This is a genomic window from Campylobacter sp. IFREMER_LSEM_CL292 (assembly GCF_025771615.1).
GTDB classification, from domain to species: domain Bacteria; phylum Campylobacterota; class Campylobacteria; order Campylobacterales; family Campylobacteraceae; genus Campylobacter_D; species Campylobacter_D lari_D.
Genome location: NZ_JAKMQP010000001.1, coordinates 105,145 through 125,764, shown reverse-complemented (window position 1 = coordinate 125,764; position 20,620 = coordinate 105,145). Strand labels below are relative to the sequence as shown.

Genomic DNA, 20,620 nt, shown 5'->3' with positions numbered 1-20,620 from the left:
ATGAAATACAAAAATCATAAAATAAGATATAAAAAAGAAAGAGTTGTTTTATCAGAAATTTTACCTTATGAAGTTCCTATAATATTTTCAAATAAAAATTTTTATAATTTTTTATTAAAATATAAAATAGAAATAAATAATTATTTTGATAATTCTGCAAATATTAAAAAAAGTTGCGAAAAAATACTAAACATACTTTTTATAGATAGAAAATTTGATGATTATACCATACCTTTTCACTTTAAAATTCCACACAAAACAAATGAATATAGAAAATTATCAATCATACATCCGGCACATCAAATCAAAGTTATGAATTTTTATGATACTTACAAACAAGCTATTTTGTATTTTTCAAGTAAAAGTGAATTTTCCATTAGAAGACCTTATAAAGTTGCTAATTTATTTTATAATAAAAATGATTTTACGAATACAAAAAACATAGATGACGAATTAAATAACAGTATAGAAATAAAACATCACAAAGAAAAATATTTTAAAAGTTTTTTTGCTTATAAAAAATATAGTCATATATACATGTTTTACGAATCATATGAGTATCAAAAAAATGAGAAATTATTTAAAAAATTATATAAATTTGACATTAGCAAGTGTTTTGATAGTATATACACACATTCTATCGCTTGGGCTATCTATGACAAAAAAACAATAAAGGATAATTTAAATAAAATTAATAATACATTTGCTGATAAATTTGATAAATTAATGCAAAATATGAATTATAAAGAAACAAATGGTATTTTAATAGGATCTGAATTTTCTCGTATCTTTGCTGAATTAATATTGCAAAAAATAGATAAAGTAGTTTTAAATAAATTAACTGAAAATAAAATATTACATAAAAAAGATTATGTAATTTTCAGATATGTAGATGATTATTTTCTTTTTTATAATGAAGATGATGTAAAAAATTTGATAATCCAAACTTTTAATAATGAGTTGCAAAAATATAAGTTTTATCTAAATGAATCGAAAATGGAAGAATTCACTAAACCTTTTGTTACTAATATAACAATAGCTAAGAAAAAAATAAAAGATTTATTAAAAGAATTTGATTTCGATAGCAACAATAAATACACAATAGATTCAAAAGATATAATTGTTAATTTTAAAGCAATTTTAAAAGAAAATGAAATTAAATATAATGATATTTTAAATTACACTTTAGCAATAATTGATAAAAAAATAGATTTTATCAATAAAGATATAAATAAATATATAATTATTGAAAATATTATAAATAATTTTAACGAAATTAAAGCTGAATTAATTTTAGTAAAATTGAAAAAAAATTTAAATAAAATTAAGAAAAATAACATAAAAAGCATACAAAAAGATATTGAAAATATAATGCAAACTATTGATATTCATATACAAAATTTAAAAATAAAAAAAGAGTTTAAATTTGATAAAGAAGACCTTGCTAAAAATATTAACAATTATGAAAAAACTATCAAAGATTTAAAAGATAGTATTCATGAAGACAAAAAAATCACTAAATACATTAATAATAGCTTAGATGAACTTAGTGCGTTAAAAGATTTTTTTGAAATGTATATAGATATGAAAGATAGTTTTAAAAAAACGATTAATGAAGCTGATGAACTTTTTTCTTTTAATGAAAATGGTGAATTTGATAATATAAAATCTATAATTAAAAATAACTGCTTGAAAATAAAAGATAAACTTTTTATTCATTTGAAAGAAATGTTAAAATTTGTTTTTTTTATATATTCAGAATCAGACAAAACTTCTGCTACGGTTAAATTATCTTTAATTCTTGCTAAATTAATTAACTTTATGAATCATAATTATTTTGATAAATATTTAAAAAACAAACTTTATAAACTTATTTTTGATGAAATTCATCATTTGCTAAAAAGAAATAAAAGTAGAAAATATTCACACAATCAAAATTTATATTTATTAATTAACTTAAAAGAGATAAAAAATTACAAAAAACTTAATTTTAATATTTTAGAAACAATTTTCTTAAGTGAAGAAATGAATTATTTTGATATTGTAGTATTATTATACTATATAGAGAATGATCCTGAATTTAAAGAGATAAAAAAACAAATCAAAGACAAAATTATTGATAAATATAAAGATTTTAATAACAAAAATACAGAATTAACATTATTAAGTATGGATATTCTTGCTTGTCCTTTTCTTGATAAAGATTTTAAAGTAAAAATTTTAGAAAATTACAAAATTGATGAAAGGGGTTTACAAAACTATATTATAAAATTTTCCATGAAACAAAAATTTTGGTTTGTAAAATGGAAAAACGTTGATATATTAAAGGAGCTCGAAGAAAAGAAATCTTACGAAGTTTACTAATCTTATAGTATAATTCAACATACGCATTCACAGATAAATTTTCAAACACACACATATGCGAAATAAACTAGTCTGTGGTTTATTTTATAAACCTAAGAGATTTACTTTTCTTAGGTTTATTTTGTGATCGATTTGATAAATTATTATTTTTTATAAATTATTGCTATAATGTACTATCGTCACGGCAAGCAAGATCCGTTCGAGCTTGCCAAAATTACACAAATAATAACTAAAACACCACTTCCTTAACATAACCCAACAAAACAAGCTCATAAATCGATTTTAATTATTTAATGCTAGGTTGATATTGCTTTATAGTAGATTTTTGATTTTAGGCTTGTTTTTGTTTGTTTTTAGCGATATTTAATTGCAATAAAATCTTTATAATATTTTCAAAGTCTTTAACATCTTCATTTAATAAAGCACATTTATTGCTTAATATGGCATATTTATAGGCATTGATAATATCTAAATCAGGATATTTTTCTTGTAAGCTTTTTATTTTGTTTGATTGCTTTACTCTAGCGAGTTTTGATTTATAAAGATTTTTATATTTATCATAAAGTGAAGAGCTAATGCCAATTAAAACACCTTCATTTTTAGGTTCTTTAAAGATTCTTAAGACAAATTTGATACAGCCATTTTTTCTGTTAATGCGTCTTGTATCATAAGGATTTTTTAAAGAATATTTAGTGCAATTTACTACCCAAGTGTGAATTATTTTTTCTAATCTATCACTTTTGTTTTGCGTAGGAGTTTCATCTAGTTTTATCTCATTTTTAGAATTATCAGCAGATACAGTTTTTTTGAAAAATATATTTTTAAACACAGAATAACTTGCCTTTTTTAACAAAAATTTATAATATTTTATCATACAAAAATTACAAAATCATAACATTTTCATTTTTTAAAAAAACACAGCAAATCTCAAAAAATCTCAAAAAAAATACTAAAGGTAACGAAAACATATAATCTAATACTTACGAAGTAATGTATTGCAAAAACGATTATTTTTAGCAAAAATGACAAATTTTATAAAAATCCATAAAAAATACACCAAAAATTTATTAAAATATACGAAATATATACTTTTTAAGCTAAAGGTAACGAAAACGACATATCTGCTTAGCATGGTGTAGTGATTATTTTAAAAATTAGAGTATTTTATACGAAATATATACTTTTTTACATTAAAGGTAATGAAAATGGTATATCTGCTTAGCATGGAGTAGTGATTGTTTTAAAATGGGCTATTTTTTGATAAATTTTAACCTATAAAACTCCAAAAAGAAAGCTTTAAAATACAGCTTAAAATTTCCATTTTACTAAACTTTTTATCAAAACAAAAAAAGGTAAGATTTTTTGAAAAAATTAACTTGAATTTTTTGGATATTTTTTTATAACTTTAATAAAATGAAGATATATTTTAAGAAAAAATGAGAGTATTTTTAAGCTAGCGATCCAACTAAAATAAATTTCATTTTTATAAAAAATAAAAAAGATAAAATCAGATTAATTTTTATTTTAATATCAATCATGATCACCTCCTTATAGTTTAATAAAATATAAAAAGGATCATAGCTTAAGCTAATCGCTAGCTTAAAAATACTAAGTGATATAATTTTATAATAATTTTAAATTAAAATAATTTTTTTATATTTTTGATAAAAAGATTAAGATGTATACAAAATAATATTTGCTTAATCCTAAAAGCAAAAAACCGAAAAAGCCGAGAAACCATTATTTTACCAATGCTAATAATTATAAAATTTCATATGTTTTAATGGTTTAACTAATTTTAAAGCCTTATGAATAAAATAAATAAATTAATGTATTTAGTTTATACTGTCTTCTTTTAATAAAAAAAGAAATAGAAAATGAATTAGCAATTGAATATAAAAAAGTAAAATGTATTTTTATTTTATTCTTTTTTAAATATTTTTATAAAAGTCAATTTCTTTTTTTTAGATTATAATGATAAATTATATTATTTTAATATGGAGTATTAAAAATTAATTTTTGAGAAAAAAACCGCTACCAAAACCGCTCCCTGAGTTTTTTAAAAATTTTAGAAAACACTTTGAAAAGTAATGGTGCCCGAGGTCGGACTCGAACCGACACAAGGTTGCCCTTACCAGATTTTGAGTCTGGCGCGTCTACCAGTTTCACCACTCGGGCTTTTTGAAAGTTTTAAAATAATTAAATAGAATATGGGATTATACTAAAAAAAAATTAAAACAATATAAAATATTTTATATAAAAAATTTAAATATCATTAAAATTTGGAACTTTTTTTGCTTGTAAATAATTAAAAAATTTATTTGCGGAGCAAAATAATGAGAATTAGCAATCAGTATAATTACTACACTTCTATACAAAACTACACAGATGGTCAGTCTTTGCTTAATAAATATAATTTGCAGCTACAAACAGGTCAGCTTATTCAGCATTCTTGGGAAAATGCAAATGTTTATATTAATGGCTCAAGATTAGAATATGAGATGGCAAACATAGGTCAAATAGTTCAAGGAACTCAATCTGCTATGGAGCTAGCAAAAAACACAGATACTGCCTTGAAAAATATCACAGAACTTTTAGAAAAATTTAAAACATTACTCACAAAAGCTGCAAGTGATGGTAATTCTCAAGAATCAAGAGAGGCTATAGCAAAAGAACTCAAACTTGTAAGAGATTCTATTGTAAATATTGCTAATACTAGTATCAATGGGCAATATCTCTTTGCAGGATCAAATAGTGCAAATAAACCTTTTGATAATTATGGAAATTATACTGGGAATAAAGATAATATTTTTGTAGTAAGTGGTGCTGGCACCCAAATTCCTTATAATATACCTGGATGGGATTTATTTTTTAAGCCTGATTCAAATATCAATAAAATTATTTCAACAAATGTTTCTTTTACTGATGCTCGTTATCCGGACAAAAAAGAATTTTTAACCGGAGAATCTAAGTTTTCACATTTAATAGGCCAAAACTATGTTCAAAATGGAGAACTTAAGCCCGATGAGCATTTTGGTGATAGCTATGATGAAAAACTCTCTTTCCCGCATTCGACTATGTATATTCAAGGTGTTAGACCTGATGGAACAAGTTTTAAAGCTACTTTAGATATAGATCCTGATGCAAAAATTGAAGATGTATTAAAAAATATTGGAAGATTATATGGAAATACAGAGGGAAATGAGGTTGTTAAAGTAGCATTAAATGATAGCGGGCAGATAGAAATAAAGAGTTTAAAAGAAGGAAGTAGTTCTTTAGATTTTCATGCTGTTGCTATGACTCCACAACTTTTAGATCCAGAGCAAATTAAAGAATTGAGTGATGCTGCTAAAGATGAAGGTATTACAATGGCTCAAGTTACAGAGCGTATTATGAATGCAGCAATTAAAGATGGTAATTTAAACAATGCTCAAAGTCCAATACAAGTAACAGTAGGTGGTAAGCAGTTTAACATAGACTTACACAAAACAGATTTTATTAAAAGTAATATCAATGGTGATAAAACTAATGGGGCTAGTTATGATGTGCCTTTTGAAAAAGATGGAAATACTGTTTTTGGCAATGTTTCTCAAGTGATTAAAGGTACAAGTGAATATGCTACTGATAGTACAAAGTTAAGTGAAGTTGTAGCAAATGCCAATGGAAGTATGCAAGGTCAACAACTCCAAATGGAAATTGTTTCCAAAAGTGGACGAACTTATAAGGTAACTATTGATTTGGAGAACTCAAGAGTAAGCTATCCTGATCCAAACGATCCTACTCAAACTATAAGTTTTCCTATTACTCACTCTCAATATAATGAAAACACAGGTAATGCAGTGGGTATGCAAACAAGACCTGAAGATATTACTTATGGCCAGTTAAATGATATTATCGGTATGTTTGCAAGTGATAATGTTCCTACAGCAACTATAAATGCAAATGCAAATGGTACTATCAACAATGGAGATTTTCAAACCATTCAACAAAATATAAATGATTCTAAAGGTTTTGTTGAAGTTAGTATGGACTATAAAGGTCGTATAAGTATTACTGATAAATTTTCAAGTAACACTAATATAGGTCTTACTATTAAAGATTCAAATTCAAATAGCGGTTTTCCTCCAGCAGGAGAAATACGCGATGGATCAGGTTTTGTATTTAGTGCAAATAATTCTTTAACTATTGATGATCCAAATGTTGATTTGATTAAAGACTTAGATGAGATGATAGATGCTGTTTTAAATGGCAGTATGAGGGCTGATTCAGAAGGAAGTGATCCTAGAAATACAGGTTTACAAGGGGCTTTAGAAAGAATAGATCATTTGCAAGATCATGTTAGAAAAATGCAAACAACCATAGGAGCTTACACTAATAATATAGAAGAGACAAATAAAAGAATGACTTTTTTAAATATCAATGTAGCTTCTATTAAAAGCGGTGTAACTGATGCTGATTATGGGCAAACTTATATGCAGTTTATGCAAACTATGGTATCTTATCAAGCTATGCTTTCGGCTACTTCTAAAATTTCTCAAATTAGTTTATTAAACTACTTATAATTTTTTGATATAATAGCTTTTTTCTTTATAAAGGATATATTATAAAAAAAGAAGCTATTTTTGTTATTTCTAATATTTTTATTTTTTATTTTTGCTTAAGTGCTTTGATACCCGATCAAGCTTTAGTAAGTATTATAGGGTATTCCTTGGCAAAACTTAGTTATTTTTTATTTGGATCATTGACTAAATTTTACCCTTTTGTCTTTTTTTGGTTTAATTATCTTTTGTATAAAAATAACTATAATTTTGAACCTATAGAGCGTAGATTTAGTGTGGCTGTTTTTGCTTGTATTTTTGCTTCACTTATTTTTGCTTCAGCGTTCTTGCAAGATAAAGGCTATATAGCCTCTGCTATGTTTGTAATCTTAGATGGACTTTTTGGAAAAATAGGAAGTTTAATCTTGGTGATTTTGCTTTTAGCTTTTGCTTTTAGTATTTCTTTTCCGCAAATTATCAAAGAGGTATTTAAAATAGAGCTTGATTTTGATTTTTATTTAAAACTTGAAACTTTAATTAAAAATAAAATTTTTGGCTTTTTTGGTGGCGATAAATATGAAAATGAAACCAAAGAAGAACAAGAAAAGCTCAAACAAGAGCTTTTAATTAAAGATAAAACAGAAGAACTTATCAAGGAAAAAGAGCTACCAAAAAAAGAAATCCAAGAGAATAAAAAATTTAATCTTGAAGATTTAAAAAATCAAGAATTAGAAGAGGTTGTGATTAGTGAAGAGGATAAAAAGCTAGGTTCAAGTTATATTCATGAGCTTTCAGAGCCTATTGCAAGTTTTGCTCAAAAAGCTAGTCAAATAAATATAAAGGAAGATGAAATGACCCCTGAAGAGTATTTATTAAAATACAAAAATAAAAGTGAAGATATTTATACTCAAACTTTAAAAAGTAAAAATTTAGATGAACCAAGCTATAAAAGACGCAATATGGATTTAAACGAAAACAAAGAAGAGGTGATAGAAGAAAATTCTTTGTTTGCCAAAGAGCTTAAAGAGCGTGAGCAAATGCTACAAAAAGCTAAATTGCTAGAAGAATATAAAGCCTTGCAAAAAGAAAAAATCTTAGAAGAGCTTAATGAGGATTTTAAAAAAATTGAAGAATTAAATGCTATAGAAGCACAAAAAGAAGCTGAGTTTAAAAAAATTCAAAATAAAACTAACTTTTTAGGGGTAAAAGAATTTAAAGATGAAGATTTTATTCCACAAAATGAAGTAAAAGAACTTGATTTTAGTGAAGATGATTTTGCCAAGCCTATTAGTATAGAAGAGCTAAGAAGTAAAAGAAACTATGAAAATCCTTTTGTAGTAGAAGAAGCACAAAATGAAGTTAAAGAAGAAAAAATTCCATTTGAGATTACCCAAGAGCCTATAATAGAAGTAATAGAAAATAAAACACACCATTCTATCACTAATGAAGTGAGTGAAAATAAAGCTTTATTAAAAGATCTTGACTTTGGGAATTTTGAAAAACCAAAAGATTTTTCTTTACCACCCTTAGATTTTTTAACTATGCCAAAAGAAGGCAAAAGCGAGATAAATGAAGAAGAAATAGATAGAAAAATTTATGATTTATTGGAAAAATTAAGACGCTTTAAAATAGGTGGCGATGTAGTTAGAACTTACACAGGTCCTGTTGTAACTACTTTTGAATTTCGCCCAGCAGCAGATGTTAAAGTAAGTAAAATTTTATCATTACAAGATGATTTAGCTATGGCTTTAAAAGCTCAAACTATAAGAATTCAAGCTCCAATCCCAGGTAAAGATGTAGTGGGAATTGAAGTTCCAAATGAAAAAATCGATACGATTTACTTAAGAGAAATTTTAGAAAGTGAGGTATTTAAAAATTCTAGCTCACCTTTAACCATAGCTTTGGGTAAAGATATAGTAGGCGATCCTTTCATCACAGATCTTAAAAAGCTTCCTCATCTTTTAATAGCAGGAACTACAGGAAGTGGTAAAAGTGTGGGTATAAATTCTATGCTTTTATCTTTGCTTTATAGAAATTCGCCAAAAACACTAAGATTAATGATGATAGATCCTAAAATGCTTGAATTTAGTATTTATAATGATATTCCACATTTACTTACACCGGTAATTACTGATCCTAAAAAGGCGGTAAATGCTTTATCAAATATGGTGGCTGAAATGGAACGCAGATATCGCTTGATGGCTGAAGCAAAAACTAAAAATATAGAAAATTACAATGAAAAGATCAAAGAACAAGGTGGAGAAATTTTACCATTTATTGTAGTGATTATCGATGAGTTGGCTGATTTAATGATGACAGCAGGTAAGGATGTAGAGTTTTATATAGGTCGTTTAGCACAAATGGCAAGAGCAAGCGGAATTCACTTAATCGTAGCCACACAACGCCCTTCAGTAGATGTTGTTACCGGTGTTGTAAAAGCAAATTTACCAAGTAGAATTTCTTATAAAGTAGGGCAAAAGATAGACTCTAAGGTTATTTTAGATTCTATGGGTGCTGAAAGTTTGCTAGGGCGCGGGGATTGTTTATTTACCCCTCCTGGTATGAGTGGTTTAGTGCGTTTGCACGCACCTTTTGCAAGTGAAAATGAAATCGAAAATATTGTAGAGTTTTTAAAAGCTCAACAAGTAGTAGAATATGATGAGAGCTTTTTAAAAGATGATAGTCAAGATGGAGCTTATAAAAGAAGTGAATTTGATGATGGAGATTTAGATGAACTTTATGAAGAAGCAAAGGCTGTAATCTTAGAAGATAGAAAAACTAGTATTTCTTATTTGCAAAGACGCTTAAAAATAGGCTATAACCGTGCAGCAAATATCATAGAACAACTTTCACAAACAGGTGTTTTAAGCGAACCTGATGCAAAAGGCCAAAGAGAAATTTTATAATCAATTTCTTATTGCCTTATTATGATCTTTTAAAGTAGAGGTAAAAATATGCTTATTGGTTTTTTTATCTCTTACAAAGTATAAATATTCTGTTTTAGCAGGAAAAATAGCCGCCTTAATAGCTTCAAATGAAACATTACACACAGCTTCTTTTGGTATGCCATTAAATTTATAAGTATTGTAAGAACTATTATCTGATCTTATTCTTTGTGGAGTGATTTTTTCATGAGAGTATTTTCCATAATTTAATGTCCCGTCCATTTGAAGCTTCATGCCTTTTCTTAAGCGATTTCTAATCACAGATGAAACTATAGGCATTTCTTCATTACTCGCTGCTTCTTTTTGTATAATGGAAGCAATGATGATATATTCATGCCATTTTTTTTCATTGTATTCTCTAAAAATTTTATAAGAAAGTTTTTTAAATTCACTTGCAGAGTAAGCCAAAAGATATTTTACTAAAAGCTCTTCTGTAATGCCTTTTGGAATTTTATAAGTTTCGGGAAAAAGCATACCTTCTTTAAAAGGGCTTTGTTTGTAAAATTCTTGCATTAAGGTTTTGGCATTTAAATTTAACTTTGGTGCTAATTCTTCAAAGAAAATTTCAGTCGTTTCCCCAGGAATTAAAGTAATAGTTTCAAGTGCTGCCTTAGCGACGGTAAGCTTATGTAAAAATTCAGCTCTATTTAGTTCTTTTGTGCCTATATTTATCCAGCCAGATTGTGGATGGCCTAAAAAATATAAAGTATATTTGTCAATATTGCTCATTTTATAGTTATTTTTATCTAATTGCGTTATAATCTTACTAACAGAACCTTGTGGTATAAAAACTACAGAGTTTGTTTTTATAGGTAAAAGTAGATAGTAAAAAATGGATAAAAGAAAAATTAAAATCAAATCACAACATATTAAAAAAATTCTTAAATTTTTAGCATTACCTATGATACTTTTCATTGTTTTGTTTATTTACCTCAAAAATGGAATTTACATAGAAAAATTAGAAATTTCTTCTATTAATTTGGAGAAATTATATATTAAATTAGATAAAAAACTCATTTTAAATGCAAAAAAAGTTATAGTAAATTCTCAAAATCAAAACACTCAAAATGAAACTAGTGCGAGTAAAGCTGTACAGCTTATCAAAGATGTAAAATATATTTATTGGTTTTTTCAAGAAATCAATATAGATGAAATTTTTGTTAATAACTATCCCGTGGAATTAATTTATAAAAATAATCTATTTTTTATAAACAGTAAAAATCTTTTAGTAAAAGTCAATTTAAAAATTAGTGATAAAAATATACAAGCTAATATTGATAATTTTCTTTTAAAAGATCATAACCTTAGTGTAGTTGGCTCTTTACTTATCAATCCTAAGACAAAATTTTATACTTTTAAAGGAGAAATTGATAGTGATTTTTTAAAAAGTGATGTTAAATTCTCACTTAAAAGAGAAGAGATTGCTTATGAATTAGAAAATATAAGCTCAAATAATATTTCAAAAATTTTTGATATTTTAGTGGAAAATGGAGTGTATTTGCCCTCTAATCTTGCTCTTTGGGTGGGCGGTAAGGTAAAGGCTGATTTTTATTTTATAGAGAAATTAAATGGCTTTGCAGATTTTGGAAAACATAGATATTATTTGAATGATATTAGTGCTAAAGGTTATGTAAATAACTTGAAGGTGGTTTTAGATAAAGGTATAGATCCTATCATTAGTCCTTTTGTAAGGCTTGAATTTAATAAACAAAAACTAGAATTTATCTATGACAAATTATATTTTAACAATTACAATCTCAATCAAAGTCAAATTTATATAGACAATATGCTAAATGAAAAAGCGGGAATTTATATACGCATAAAAAGTGACAATGCTAGAGCTGATTATAGAGTGAATAAAATTTTGCGTTTATATGATATAAAATTACCATTTTTACAAAACAATGGTATTGCAAAGACTGATTTAGTTTTGAAAATTCCTTTTGAACATCCTGAAAGAATTTCATATAAAGGAAATTTTGATATTGTAAATTCTAATATAAATATAAGTGACTTTAAAATCATACAAGCAAATATTGATTTACAAAAAGATAAATTAGAGATTAAAAATGCAAGCGTACAAAGTGAATTAATCAGCGGTGATTTTAATGCAAGTATTGATTTAAAGCAAAAAAAAGGTGATTTTAAGACCTTTATAACAAATTTAAAATTACCACAAGATAGCTTAAAAATGGAAAATAAATTTCTTGATTTAGATCTTAACTATGATAAAAATATCAGTTTATATAATAAAGAGCTTACTACGACTCTAAATTTTGATCAAGGTATGTCTGTTTATGTTGCTAAGCTTGCAAAGTATAAGACTTATTCTAAATTAATGCAAAAAAATAATGTGCATGATGGAGAGTTGTCATTAGACACTTTAAATTTTAAAGATTTTGATGTAGATATAAATAATACCACTTTTGAATCATTTTTACTCTATAAGGATAATAATCCTTATGAGTATGATAGTTTTAGTATAAAAATAAAAGGAGAAGATTTTAATTTAACTAGCGCAAGCGGTAGTGTTTTTGCACAAAAAGACAATGATGATATTAACATTACTTTAAATAATGTTAATTTATTATTTTCAGAACAAGATACAGAAAATACACTAGATAATCTTGAAAATTCAAATTACAATATCAGTGCTAAAAATATAGATTTGATCTTAAAAGATTTTAACAAAACTTTAGATTTTGATCAATTTAATGCTAAAATCAAAAAAGACTATATAAAAGCTTGGGCTAATAGAAATGAGTCTAAATTTGAGCTTTTGCTTAAAGAAAATCAAATGCAAATTAGAGCTTTAAAAATGGATGATGATTTTCTAAATACTTTTATGCGTCAAAATGTTTTTGAAAAAGGCGAGTTTAATCTTTATGTAGATGGTAATAGTACTGATTTTTTTAAAGGCAAATTTTTATTTAAAGATACTTATTTAAAAGATTTAAAATTTCATCAGCAACTCTTAAGTTTTATTGATACCATACCTAGTTTGATTTTATTTAAAGCCCCAACTTTTAATGAAAAAGGTTTTAGTGTAGAAAATGCTGGCATAAGTTTTAATCGCAAAAAAGATCTTTTTGAAATAGATGCGCTAAATTTTAATGGTGATAGTGCAGATATTTTAGGTCAAGCTAAAATCAATTTAAGAAGTAGTCAAGTGGATGGTTTATTAGAGCTTAGAACGCTAAAATCAGCTAGTTCGGTTATTTCTAAAGTTCCAATTATCAATCAAATTATATTAGGCAAAGACAGGCAAATTAGTACACAAATTAAATTAGGTGGAACAATTGATAATCCTGAGTTTAAAACTCAACTTATCGCACAGAGTTTGCAACTTCCTTATCATTTGATAAAAAATATTTTTGAATTACCGACAAATTTAGTTAAATAATACCACAAAGGAGCTAAGATGAAAATTACCATCATAGGAGCAGGAAATGTCGGTGCAAGCATTGCTTATGCTTTAATTTTAAGAGAATTAATAGATGAGATTATATTGATTGATATTAATAAAGACTTGCTTTTTGCTAGAGAATTAGAACTAAGTCAAAGCATAGCCGCTTTTAATTTTGATATTAAAATAACTTGTACGGATGATTATACATACTCAAAAGATTCTCAAGTGGTTATTTTTAGTGCAGGTGTAGCTAGAAAAGAAGGTCAAAGTAGAGATGAGCTTTTTGCTATTAATTCTAAAATTATGCTTGAGTGTGCAAAAAATATTAAAAAATTTAACAACGATCCTTTGTTTATCATAGTAAGCAATCCTGTAGATTTTTTACTCAACGCTCTTTATGAAAGTAAATTATTTTCATTAAAAAAAATCATTGCTATGGCAGGTGTTTTAGATAATGCTAGATTTAAATATGAAGTGAGCAAAAAATTAGATATAAAAACTTCTTATATAGATACTAAGCTTATAGGTTTTCACAATGATAGTATGGTTTTGGTAAAATCTCAAAGTAAAGTGCAAAATAAAGCTTTAAGTGAAGTCTTAAATAAGCAAGATATTGTTCAAATTGAACAAGAGGTTAAAACCGGTGGTGCTAAAATTATAAAATATTTAAAAACTTCAGCCTATTTAGCTCCTGCTAGTGCTTGCGTGAGAATGATAGAGGCTTTAAAAAGTGGAGAATTTTTACCAGTATGTGTGATTTTAGATGGAGAATATGGCATAAGAGAAAAAGCTTTTGGAGTTATGGCAAGGATTAGTCTTGATGGGGTGCTTGAAACTTTAGAATTAAAATTAGACAATCAAGAACAAATTGCATTGGAAAATTCTTTTATTCAGTATAATTATAAATAATTTTTTAGGAGTTTTTTACTCCTAATGTTACTTTGTGTTATAAAATCTTATTAGTTTTATTTTATCTTTTAAATAATATTTAATCATGCTATAAATTCGCTATAATAAAAAGTTTGTTTTAAAAATAATTTTTAATAAAAAATCATTAGAAAATTACAAAAAACTAGAAAGGAATATTAATGATTGCTCCAGAGAATACACCAGTTTGGGTTGATGAAGCAAGATGTAAGGCTTGTAATATCTGTGTTAGCTATTGTCCAGCCGGAGTTTTAGCAATGAGAGATGAAATCAGTGCAGTTTTAGGACAGATGATAGAAGTGGTTTATCCTGATTCTTGTATAGGCTGTAGTGAATGTGAAAGTCACTGTCCTGATTTTGCGATTTTTGTTGCCAAAAGAGATGAATTTAAATTTGCAAAGCTTACGCCAGAAGCTAAAGAAAGAGCACAAGCTGTTAAAGAAAATAAATACAAAAAACTAAATGCATAGGAAAACAAAATGAGAGAAGTTATATCAACAGGTAATGTTTTAGTAGCCAAAGCTGCGATTGATTGTGGCTGTAAATTTTTTGGTGGTTATCCAATTACCCCAAGTTCTGAAATAGCACATGAACTAAGCCATATGTTACCAAAAAATGATGGTACTTTTATACAGATGGAAGATGAAATTTCGGGTATTAGCGTGGCCTTAGGTGCTTCTATGAGTGGAGTAAAATCCATGACAGCAAGCAGCGGGCCGGGAATTTCTTTAAAAGCTGAACAAATTGGTTTGGGTTTTATAGCTGAAATTCCACTAGTAATTGTAAATGTTATGAGAGGTGGTCCTTCAACCGGTCTTCCAACAAGGGTTGCGCAAGGTGATTTATTTCAAGCAAAAGCTCCAACACATGGAGATTATGCAAGTATAGCTTTAGCTCCTGCTTCATTGGAAGAAGCTTACACTGAAACTATTAGAGCTTTTAATCTAGCTGAAAAATACATGACTCCAGTATTTTTGCTTTTAGATGAAACTATAGGACATATGAATGGTAAGGCAAAATTACCTGATTTGGAAGAATTAGAAATTATTAATCGTAAAAAATTTACGGGAGATAAAAAAGATTACAAACCTTATGCAGCAGGTAAAAATGAAGCTGCCATACTAAATCCTTTCTTTGAAGGTTATCGTTATCATATCACAGGACTTCATCATGGAGACATAGGCTTTCCAACAGAAGATGGAGCAATAGTAGATAAAAATATCAAAAGATTATTTGGTAAGATTAAAAATAATACCGATGAAATTTGTACTTATGAAGAGTTTATGTGTGATGATGCGCAGTTTTTAATCATCGCCTATGGTAGCGTTGCAAGATCTGCCAAAGAAGCTATTTTAAGACTTAGAGAAGAGGGTTTAAAAGTAGGGCTTTTTAGACCTATTACCCTTTATCCAGTAGCTGAGAAAAAAATAGCTCAAGTAGTATCTAAATTTGAAAAAGTTATGGTAAGTGAGCTTAATATGGGGCAATATTTAGAAGAAATTCAAAGAGTAAGTAAGAGAGATGATTTTATTAGCTTGCACCGTGCAAATGGTCGCCCTATAACCCCAAGTGAAATTATTGCTAAAGTAAAGGAGAATATGTAAAATGGCTTTTAATTATGATGAATATTTAAGAGTAGATAAACTTCCAACACAATGGTGCTGGGGTTGTGGGGATGGTGTTGTTTTAAAAGCTATTATTAGAGCTATTCAAAAACTTGGCTGGAATATGGATGATGTTTGTTTAGTTTCTGGTATAGGTTGTAGTGGTAGAATGAGTTCTTATGTAAATTGCAATACAGTCCATACTACTCATGGTCGAGCTATTGCTTATGCAACAGGGATTAAACTGGCAAACCCTAAAAAACATGTAATCGTAGTAAGTGGAGATGGCGATACTTTAGCAATTGGTGGAAATCATACCATCCATGGATGTAGAAGAAATATAGATTTAACTCATATTTTAATCAATAATTTTATTTATGGTCTTACAAATTCACAAACTTCACCAACTACCCCACAAGGCTTTTATACTGTTACTGCTCAAGCAGGTAATATAGACCCAAATTTTGATGCTTGTGAGCTTACTAAAGCTGCAGGTGCTTCTTTTGTAGCAAGAACAAATGTTATAGAGGCAAATAAGCTTGAAAATATCATTTTTAAAGCTTTATCTCACAAAGGTTATAGTTTTGTAGATGTATTTTCAAACTGCCATATTAATCTTGGTAGAAAAAATAAAATGGGCGAAGCTGTAAGCATACTTGATTGGATTAAAAATCGTTGTGTTGAAAAGTCTAAATTTGAACAATTAGACTATGAGCAAAGAGCGGATAAATTCCCTACAGGAATTTTACACCAAGATGAAAGTAAAACAGAATATTGTGAAGCTTATGAGGAAGTTAGAAGAGCCTTGAAAGAAAAAAGAATGGTTGATTTGGGAGTATTAAAATGAAATATCAATTAAGATTTTGTGGTGAAGGTGGACAAGGGGTTATCACTGCAGGTGAAATTCTAGCTAAAGCCGCCATTAAAGAAGGGCGTAATGCTTTTAAAGCTTCTACTTATACTTCTCAAGTTAGAGGTGGGCCAACTAAGGTTGATATTATCGTTGATGAAAATGAAATCTTTTTTCCTTATGCAGTAGAAGGTGAAGTTAGTTTTATGCTTTCAACTGCTGATAAAGGTTATCATAGTTTCAAAGATGGTGTTTGTGATGGTGGTGTTATAGTTGTAGAGCCAAATTTAGTTCATCCAAGCAAAGAAGATTATGCTAGATGGAAAATTTTTGAAATTCCTATTATTACTATAGCTAAAGAAGAAGTAGGGAATGTAGCCACTCAATCAGTTGTTGCTCTAGCTATAGCTGCTTATATGAGTAAATGCATTGATATTGATGCATTAAAACAAACTATGCTTGATATGGTACCTGCAAAAACTAAAGAAGCAAATGCTAAAGCTTTTGATTTAGGTATAGAATACGCTAAAAAAGCACAAGTAGTTTCTTGATTTTTCAAGAAACTCTCCTTATAAAATAATATTTATTAAATTATCGTTATAATATTTTCCATTTTAAGCAAAAAGGTAAAAATAATGAAAGAGCTAAATGGCTCGCAAATGATTTGTGAAGCATTAAAAGAAGAAAATGTTAAAGTAGTTTTTGGTTATCCTGGTGGTGCGGCTTTAAATATTTATGATGAAATTTATAAGCAAACTCATTTTAAACACATTTTAGTAAGACACGAGCAAGCAGCCTTGCATAGTGCTGATGCTTATGCTAGAATGAGTGGTGAGGTTGGTGTGGCAGTAGTTACAAGTGGACCTGGTTTTACTAATACAGTTACAGGTTTAGCTACTGCTTATAGTGATTCTATACCTTTGGTTTTAATTTCAGCTCAAGTTGCAAATTCTTTAATAGGAACAGATGCTTTTCAAGAAATCGATGCTATAGGTATTTCAAGACCTTGTGTAAAGCATAATTATTTAGTAAAAAATATCGAAGAATTACCTAAAATTTTAAAAGAAGCTTTTTATATTGCTACAACAGGTAGAAAAGGGCCTGTGCATATTGATATACCTAAAGATATTACTGCTGCTATGGGTGTATGGCATTATCCTAAAGAAATTTCTATGAAAACTTACAAGCCAACCTATAAAGGAAATATCAAGCAAATTAAAAAATTAGTAAGTTTGATTAAAAATGCTCAAAAACCTTTATTTTACCTAGGTGGAGGTTGTATAGCTTCTAATGCTAGTGACGAATTAAGAGACTTGATTCATTTTTGTCAAATTCCTGCAGTTGAAACTTTAATGGCTCTAGGGGCTTTAAGAAGTGATGATGAGCTTAATTTAAAAATGGCAGGTATGCACGGAAGTTATTGTGCAAATATCGCTTTAAGTGAGTGTGATTTACTTATTGCTGTGGGTGCTAGATTTGATGATAGGATTACTGGTAAAACAAGTGAGTTTGCCAAGGGTGCAAAAATCGTTCATATTGATATAGATCCAAGCTCTATTTCTAAAATTATCGAAGCGCATTTTCCTATAGTTGGGGATATTAAAAGTGTTATTTTAGATACCTTAGAAGAATTAAAAAAAGAAAGTTTTGACAACACAAAATACCAAGAATGGTTTAAAACTTTACAAAACTATCAACAATTATATCCTTTAATCTATGAAGATAGCGATGAAGTTTTAAAACCTCAATGGGTTATAGAAGAATGCGCTAGATTAGCTCCTGATGCAAGGATAATTACTGATGTGGGACAGCATCAAATGTGGGTAGCGCAATTTTATCCTTTTAATTATGCAAGACAACTTGCAACAAGCGGTGGGCAAGGAACTATGGGGTATTCTTTACCGGCTGCACTTGGGGCTAAATTAGCTGTAGATGAAGAAGTTGTAATAAATTTTGTAGGCGATGGTTCTTTTTTAATGAATATACAAGAGCTAATGACAGCAAGTGCTTATGGAATTAAAGTGATTAATATCATTTTAAATAATTCTTTTTTAGGTATGGTAAGACAATGGCAAAGTATGTTTTATAAAGAAAGATTTTCTAATACAGATCTAACAAGTCAACCTGATTTTGTTACTATTGCTAAAGGTTTTCATTGTGAGGGTTATAATGTTTTTAATAAAGAAGAATTTCAAAAAGCTTTTAAAGCAGCCTTAGAATCTAAAAAAACTTGTGTTTTAAATGTAGCTATAGATCGTTATGAAGATGTATTACCTATGGTACCTGCGGGTGGAGCTATTTATAATATGATTTTACCTAGCTATAAAAACAAGGATAAAAAATGAAAAGAAGAGTAATTTCTGTCATTGTATTAAATGAGCATGGGGTATTATCACGCGTTGTCGGGCTTTTTTCAGGACGCGGTTATAATATAGAATCTCTTACGGTTGCTCCACTTGATGATAAAGAATTCTCAAGGATAAATATCGTTACTTTAGGCGATGAAAAAGTTTTTGAGCAAATCATAAAACAACTTCATAAACTCATACCTACTTATAAGGTAATTGATTCTAGTGATTTTATAGAAAAAGAAACAGCTTTGGTAAAGATTGCTTTAAATGAAAATTTTGCAGGTTTAGATGCCATATTAAAAGCTTATAATGGCAGTGTGACTTATAGTGATGATGAGTTTATTATAGTAATGGCAAGTGATGATGCAAAAAATATCGATAACTTTTTAAAAACTATGAAAAAGTATAATCCTATTAGTGTAGTTAGAAGTGGTTCTATTTTAATGGAGGTAAAATGAAAATTAGTGAAATTGCTAAATTTTTAGGCATAGAATATTGCGGAGATGATATAGAAATTACAGCTTTAAATTCATTAAATAATGCAAGTTTTACTGAACTTAGTTATTGCGATGGAGAAAAAAACTCTAAAAAAATTGCAAGTAGTGGAGCTGGGGCTATATTAGTCTCAAAAGAATTTGAAAATTTAGTTTCAAAAGATTGTGTTAAATTAGTTGTTGATAATCCACATTTATCTTTTGCGCTTTTAAGTAAGCTTTTTGCTAAACCTTTAATTTCTAGTGAAAAGAAAAATTCCAAAATCGCTAAAAGTGCCAAGATTATGCCAAATGTTTATATTGGAGAAAATGTCCAAATAGCTGATCATGTAGTGATAATGGCAGGAGCTTATATAGGCGATAATGTAAGTATAGGTGAATATACTACAATCCATCCAAATGTTGTGATTTATAATGACACTAAAATAGGTAAAAAATGCCATTTGCTAGCAAATTGTGTTATAGGTAGCGATGGCTTTGGTTATGCACATACAAAAAATGGCGAGCATTATAAGATTTATCATAATGGGAATGTTATTTTAGAAGATTTTGTGGAAGTTGGAGCTTGCACGACTATTGATAGAGCGGTTTTTGAAAGCACTATCATAAAGCAAGGTACAAAGATTGATAATCTTGTTCAAGTAGGGCATAATTGTGAAGTAGGGGAGAATTGTCTTATAGTAGCTCAAAGTGGAATTTCAGGCTCAAGTATTTTGGGTAAAAATGTCACCATGGGTGGACAAAGCGCTACAAGCGGACATTTAGAAATAGGAGATTTTGCTACCATAGCAGCAAGAGGTGGGGTCACTAAAAATTTAGAAGGTGCTAGGGTTTATGGTGGTTTTCCTATCATGCTTCAAAAAGATTGGTTGAAATTTCAAGCAAAAATTATCACAGCTTTTAGGGATAAACATGAGTAAAAAAATATTTAAAACTATAGAACTACATGGTAGTAAAAGTGGAGAAATAAGCCTTTGTAATCTTTCTAATCCTTATGGTATAGGAAGTAATGATGTCTTAAGTATAGGTGTGGCTTTAAAAAAAGAAAATGGAATAGATTGGAAAGTTCATATTCCTTATGAAAATTTAAAAGATCTTATCCATGCACTTCAAGAAATAGAAAAAAGCAAAGCCTAGT

Annotated in this window: 15 protein-coding genes and 1 tRNA gene; 13 read left to right on the top strand and 3 right to left on the bottom strand. The window is 28.0% G+C overall.

Features of this window, described 5'->3' with window-relative positions:
• Window positions 1-2,364: an antiviral reverse transcriptase Drt3b gene (drt3b, locus tag L8T82_RS00640; RefSeq protein ID WP_263725648.1), complete on the top strand. Its 2,364-nt coding sequence runs from the start codon at window positions 1-3 to the stop codon at window positions 2,362-2,364.
• 331 nt (window positions 2,365-2,695) lie between these two features.
• Here drt3b and L8T82_RS00635 read toward each other — a convergent pair whose 3' ends face one another.
• Window positions 2,696-3,193 (bottom strand): hypothetical protein, encoded by a 498-nt coding sequence (locus L8T82_RS00635; RefSeq protein WP_263725647.1) that lies wholly within the window; start codon window positions 3,191-3,193, stop codon window positions 2,696-2,698.
• A 1,262-nt stretch (window positions 3,194-4,455) separates the two neighbouring features.
• Window positions 4,456-4,542: transfer RNA gene (locus L8T82_RS00630), tRNA-Leu, on the bottom strand.
• A 158-nt stretch (window positions 4,543-4,700) separates the two neighbouring features.
• On the opposite strand from L8T82_RS00630, the gene flgL reads away from it, so the two are divergent.
• Complete coding sequence (gene flgL / locus L8T82_RS00625; RefSeq protein ID WP_220566392.1) at window positions 4,701-6,926, top strand: flagellar hook-associated protein FlgL; 2,226 nt, start codon at window positions 4,701-4,703, stop codon at window positions 6,924-6,926.
• Window positions 6,927-7,279: 353 nt separating this feature from the next.
• Window positions 7,280-9,808, top strand: a complete 2,529-nt coding sequence (locus L8T82_RS00620; RefSeq protein WP_412175059.1) for a DNA translocase FtsK — start codon at window positions 7,280-7,282, stop codon at window positions 9,806-9,808.
• Here L8T82_RS00620 and mltG read toward each other — a convergent pair whose 3' ends face one another.
• Window positions 9,809-10,762 (bottom strand): endolytic transglycosylase MltG, encoded by a 954-nt coding sequence (gene mltG, locus L8T82_RS00615; RefSeq protein ID WP_133318850.1) that lies wholly within the window; start codon window positions 10,760-10,762, stop codon window positions 9,809-9,811.
• Here mltG and L8T82_RS00610 point away from each other — a divergent pair.
• From L8T82_RS00610 to L8T82_RS00565, 10 genes are all read left to right on the top strand, one after another.
• Window positions 10,749-13,250, top strand: coding sequence for an AsmA-like C-terminal domain-containing protein (locus tag L8T82_RS00610; RefSeq protein ID WP_263725646.1), 2,502 nt, complete (start codon window positions 10,749-10,751; stop codon window positions 13,248-13,250). The genes mltG and L8T82_RS00610 overlap by 14 nt on opposite strands.
• An 18-nt stretch (window positions 13,251-13,268) precedes the next feature.
• Window positions 13,269-14,165 carry a malate dehydrogenase gene (locus L8T82_RS00605; RefSeq protein WP_263659869.1) on the top strand — a complete coding sequence of 299 codons (897 nt, stop codon included), beginning with the start codon at window positions 13,269-13,271 and terminating at the stop codon, window positions 14,163-14,165.
• A gap of 173 nt (window positions 14,166-14,338) precedes the next feature.
• Entirely contained in the window at window positions 14,339-14,653 is a 315-nt protein-coding gene (locus tag L8T82_RS00600) for a 4Fe-4S binding protein (RefSeq protein WP_263659882.1), read from the top strand.
• 9 nt (window positions 14,654-14,662) lie between these two features.
• Window positions 14,663-15,787, top strand: a complete 1,125-nt coding sequence (locus L8T82_RS00595; RefSeq protein WP_257928731.1) for a 2-oxoglutarate synthase subunit alpha — start codon at window positions 14,663-14,665, stop codon at window positions 15,785-15,787.
• Window position 15,788: 1 nt separating this feature from the next.
• On the top strand, window positions 15,789-16,634 hold the full coding sequence (locus L8T82_RS00590) for a 2-oxoglutarate ferredoxin oxidoreductase subunit beta (RefSeq protein WP_263725645.1): 846 nt from the start codon (window positions 15,789-15,791) through the stop codon (window positions 16,632-16,634).
• Entirely contained in the window at window positions 16,631-17,188 is a 558-nt protein-coding gene (locus L8T82_RS00585) for a 2-oxoacid:acceptor oxidoreductase family protein (protein ID WP_263725644.1), read from the top strand. Before L8T82_RS00590 ends, L8T82_RS00585 begins: the two co-directional genes overlap by 4 nt.
• Before the next feature lie 84 nt (window positions 17,189-17,272).
• A complete protein-coding gene (locus L8T82_RS00580; RefSeq protein WP_263725643.1) occupies window positions 17,273-18,982 on the top strand; it encodes an acetolactate synthase large subunit in 1,710 nt (569 codons plus the stop codon).
• Window positions 18,979-19,446 (top strand): acetolactate synthase small subunit, encoded by a 468-nt coding sequence (ilvN, locus tag L8T82_RS00575; protein WP_039626144.1) that lies wholly within the window; start codon window positions 18,979-18,981, stop codon window positions 19,444-19,446. The genes L8T82_RS00580 and ilvN overlap by 4 nt, the downstream gene beginning before the upstream one ends.
• Window positions 19,443-20,402, top strand: a complete 960-nt coding sequence (lpxD, locus tag L8T82_RS00570; protein ID WP_263661691.1) for a UDP-3-O-(3-hydroxymyristoyl)glucosamine N-acyltransferase — start codon at window positions 19,443-19,445, stop codon at window positions 20,400-20,402. The genes ilvN and lpxD overlap by 4 nt, the downstream gene beginning before the upstream one ends.
• Window positions 20,395-20,619 carry a hypothetical protein gene (locus tag L8T82_RS00565; protein ID WP_133318859.1) on the top strand — a complete coding sequence of 75 codons (225 nt, stop codon included), beginning with the start codon at window positions 20,395-20,397 and terminating at the stop codon, window positions 20,617-20,619. The genes lpxD and L8T82_RS00565 overlap by 8 nt, the downstream gene beginning before the upstream one ends.
• The last annotated feature ends 1 nt before the right edge of the window (window position 20,620 follow it).

What these genes read in the sequence shown, in the direction of transcription:
- drt3b (WP_263725648.1), top strand. Translation starts at nt 1, where the DNA reads ATGAAATACAAAAATCATAAAATAAGATATAAAAAAGAAAGAGTTGTT.
- flgL (WP_220566392.1), top strand. Translation starts at nt 4,701, where the DNA reads ATGAGAATTAGCAATCAGTATAATTACTACACTTCTATACAAAACTAC.
- L8T82_RS00620 (WP_412175059.1), top strand. Translation starts at nt 7,280, where the DNA reads ATGTTTGTAATCTTAGATGGACTTTTTGGAAAAATAGGAAGTTTAATC.
- L8T82_RS00610 (WP_263725646.1), top strand. Translation starts at nt 10,749, where the DNA reads ATGATACTTTTCATTGTTTTGTTTATTTACCTCAAAAATGGAATTTAC.
- mltG (WP_133318850.1), bottom strand. Translation starts at nt 10,762, where the DNA reads ATGAAAAGTATCATAGGTAATGCTAAAAATTTAAGAATTTTTTTAATA.
- L8T82_RS00605 (WP_263659869.1), top strand. Translation starts at nt 13,269, where the DNA reads ATGAAAATTACCATCATAGGAGCAGGAAATGTCGGTGCAAGCATTGCT.
- L8T82_RS00595 (WP_257928731.1), top strand. Translation starts at nt 14,663, where the DNA reads ATGAGAGAAGTTATATCAACAGGTAATGTTTTAGTAGCCAAAGCTGCG.
- L8T82_RS00590 (WP_263725645.1), top strand. Translation starts at nt 15,789, where the DNA reads ATGGCTTTTAATTATGATGAATATTTAAGAGTAGATAAACTTCCAACA.
- L8T82_RS00585 (WP_263725644.1), top strand. Translation starts at nt 16,631, where the DNA reads ATGAAATATCAATTAAGATTTTGTGGTGAAGGTGGACAAGGGGTTATC.
- L8T82_RS00580 (WP_263725643.1), top strand. Translation starts at nt 17,273, where the DNA reads ATGAAAGAGCTAAATGGCTCGCAAATGATTTGTGAAGCATTAAAAGAA.
- ilvN (WP_039626144.1), top strand. Translation starts at nt 18,979, where the DNA reads ATGAAAAGAAGAGTAATTTCTGTCATTGTATTAAATGAGCATGGGGTA.
- lpxD (WP_263661691.1), top strand. Translation starts at nt 19,443, where the DNA reads ATGAAAATTAGTGAAATTGCTAAATTTTTAGGCATAGAATATTGCGGA.
- L8T82_RS00565 (WP_133318859.1), top strand. Translation starts at nt 20,395, where the DNA reads ATGAGTAAAAAAATATTTAAAACTATAGAACTACATGGTAGTAAAAGT.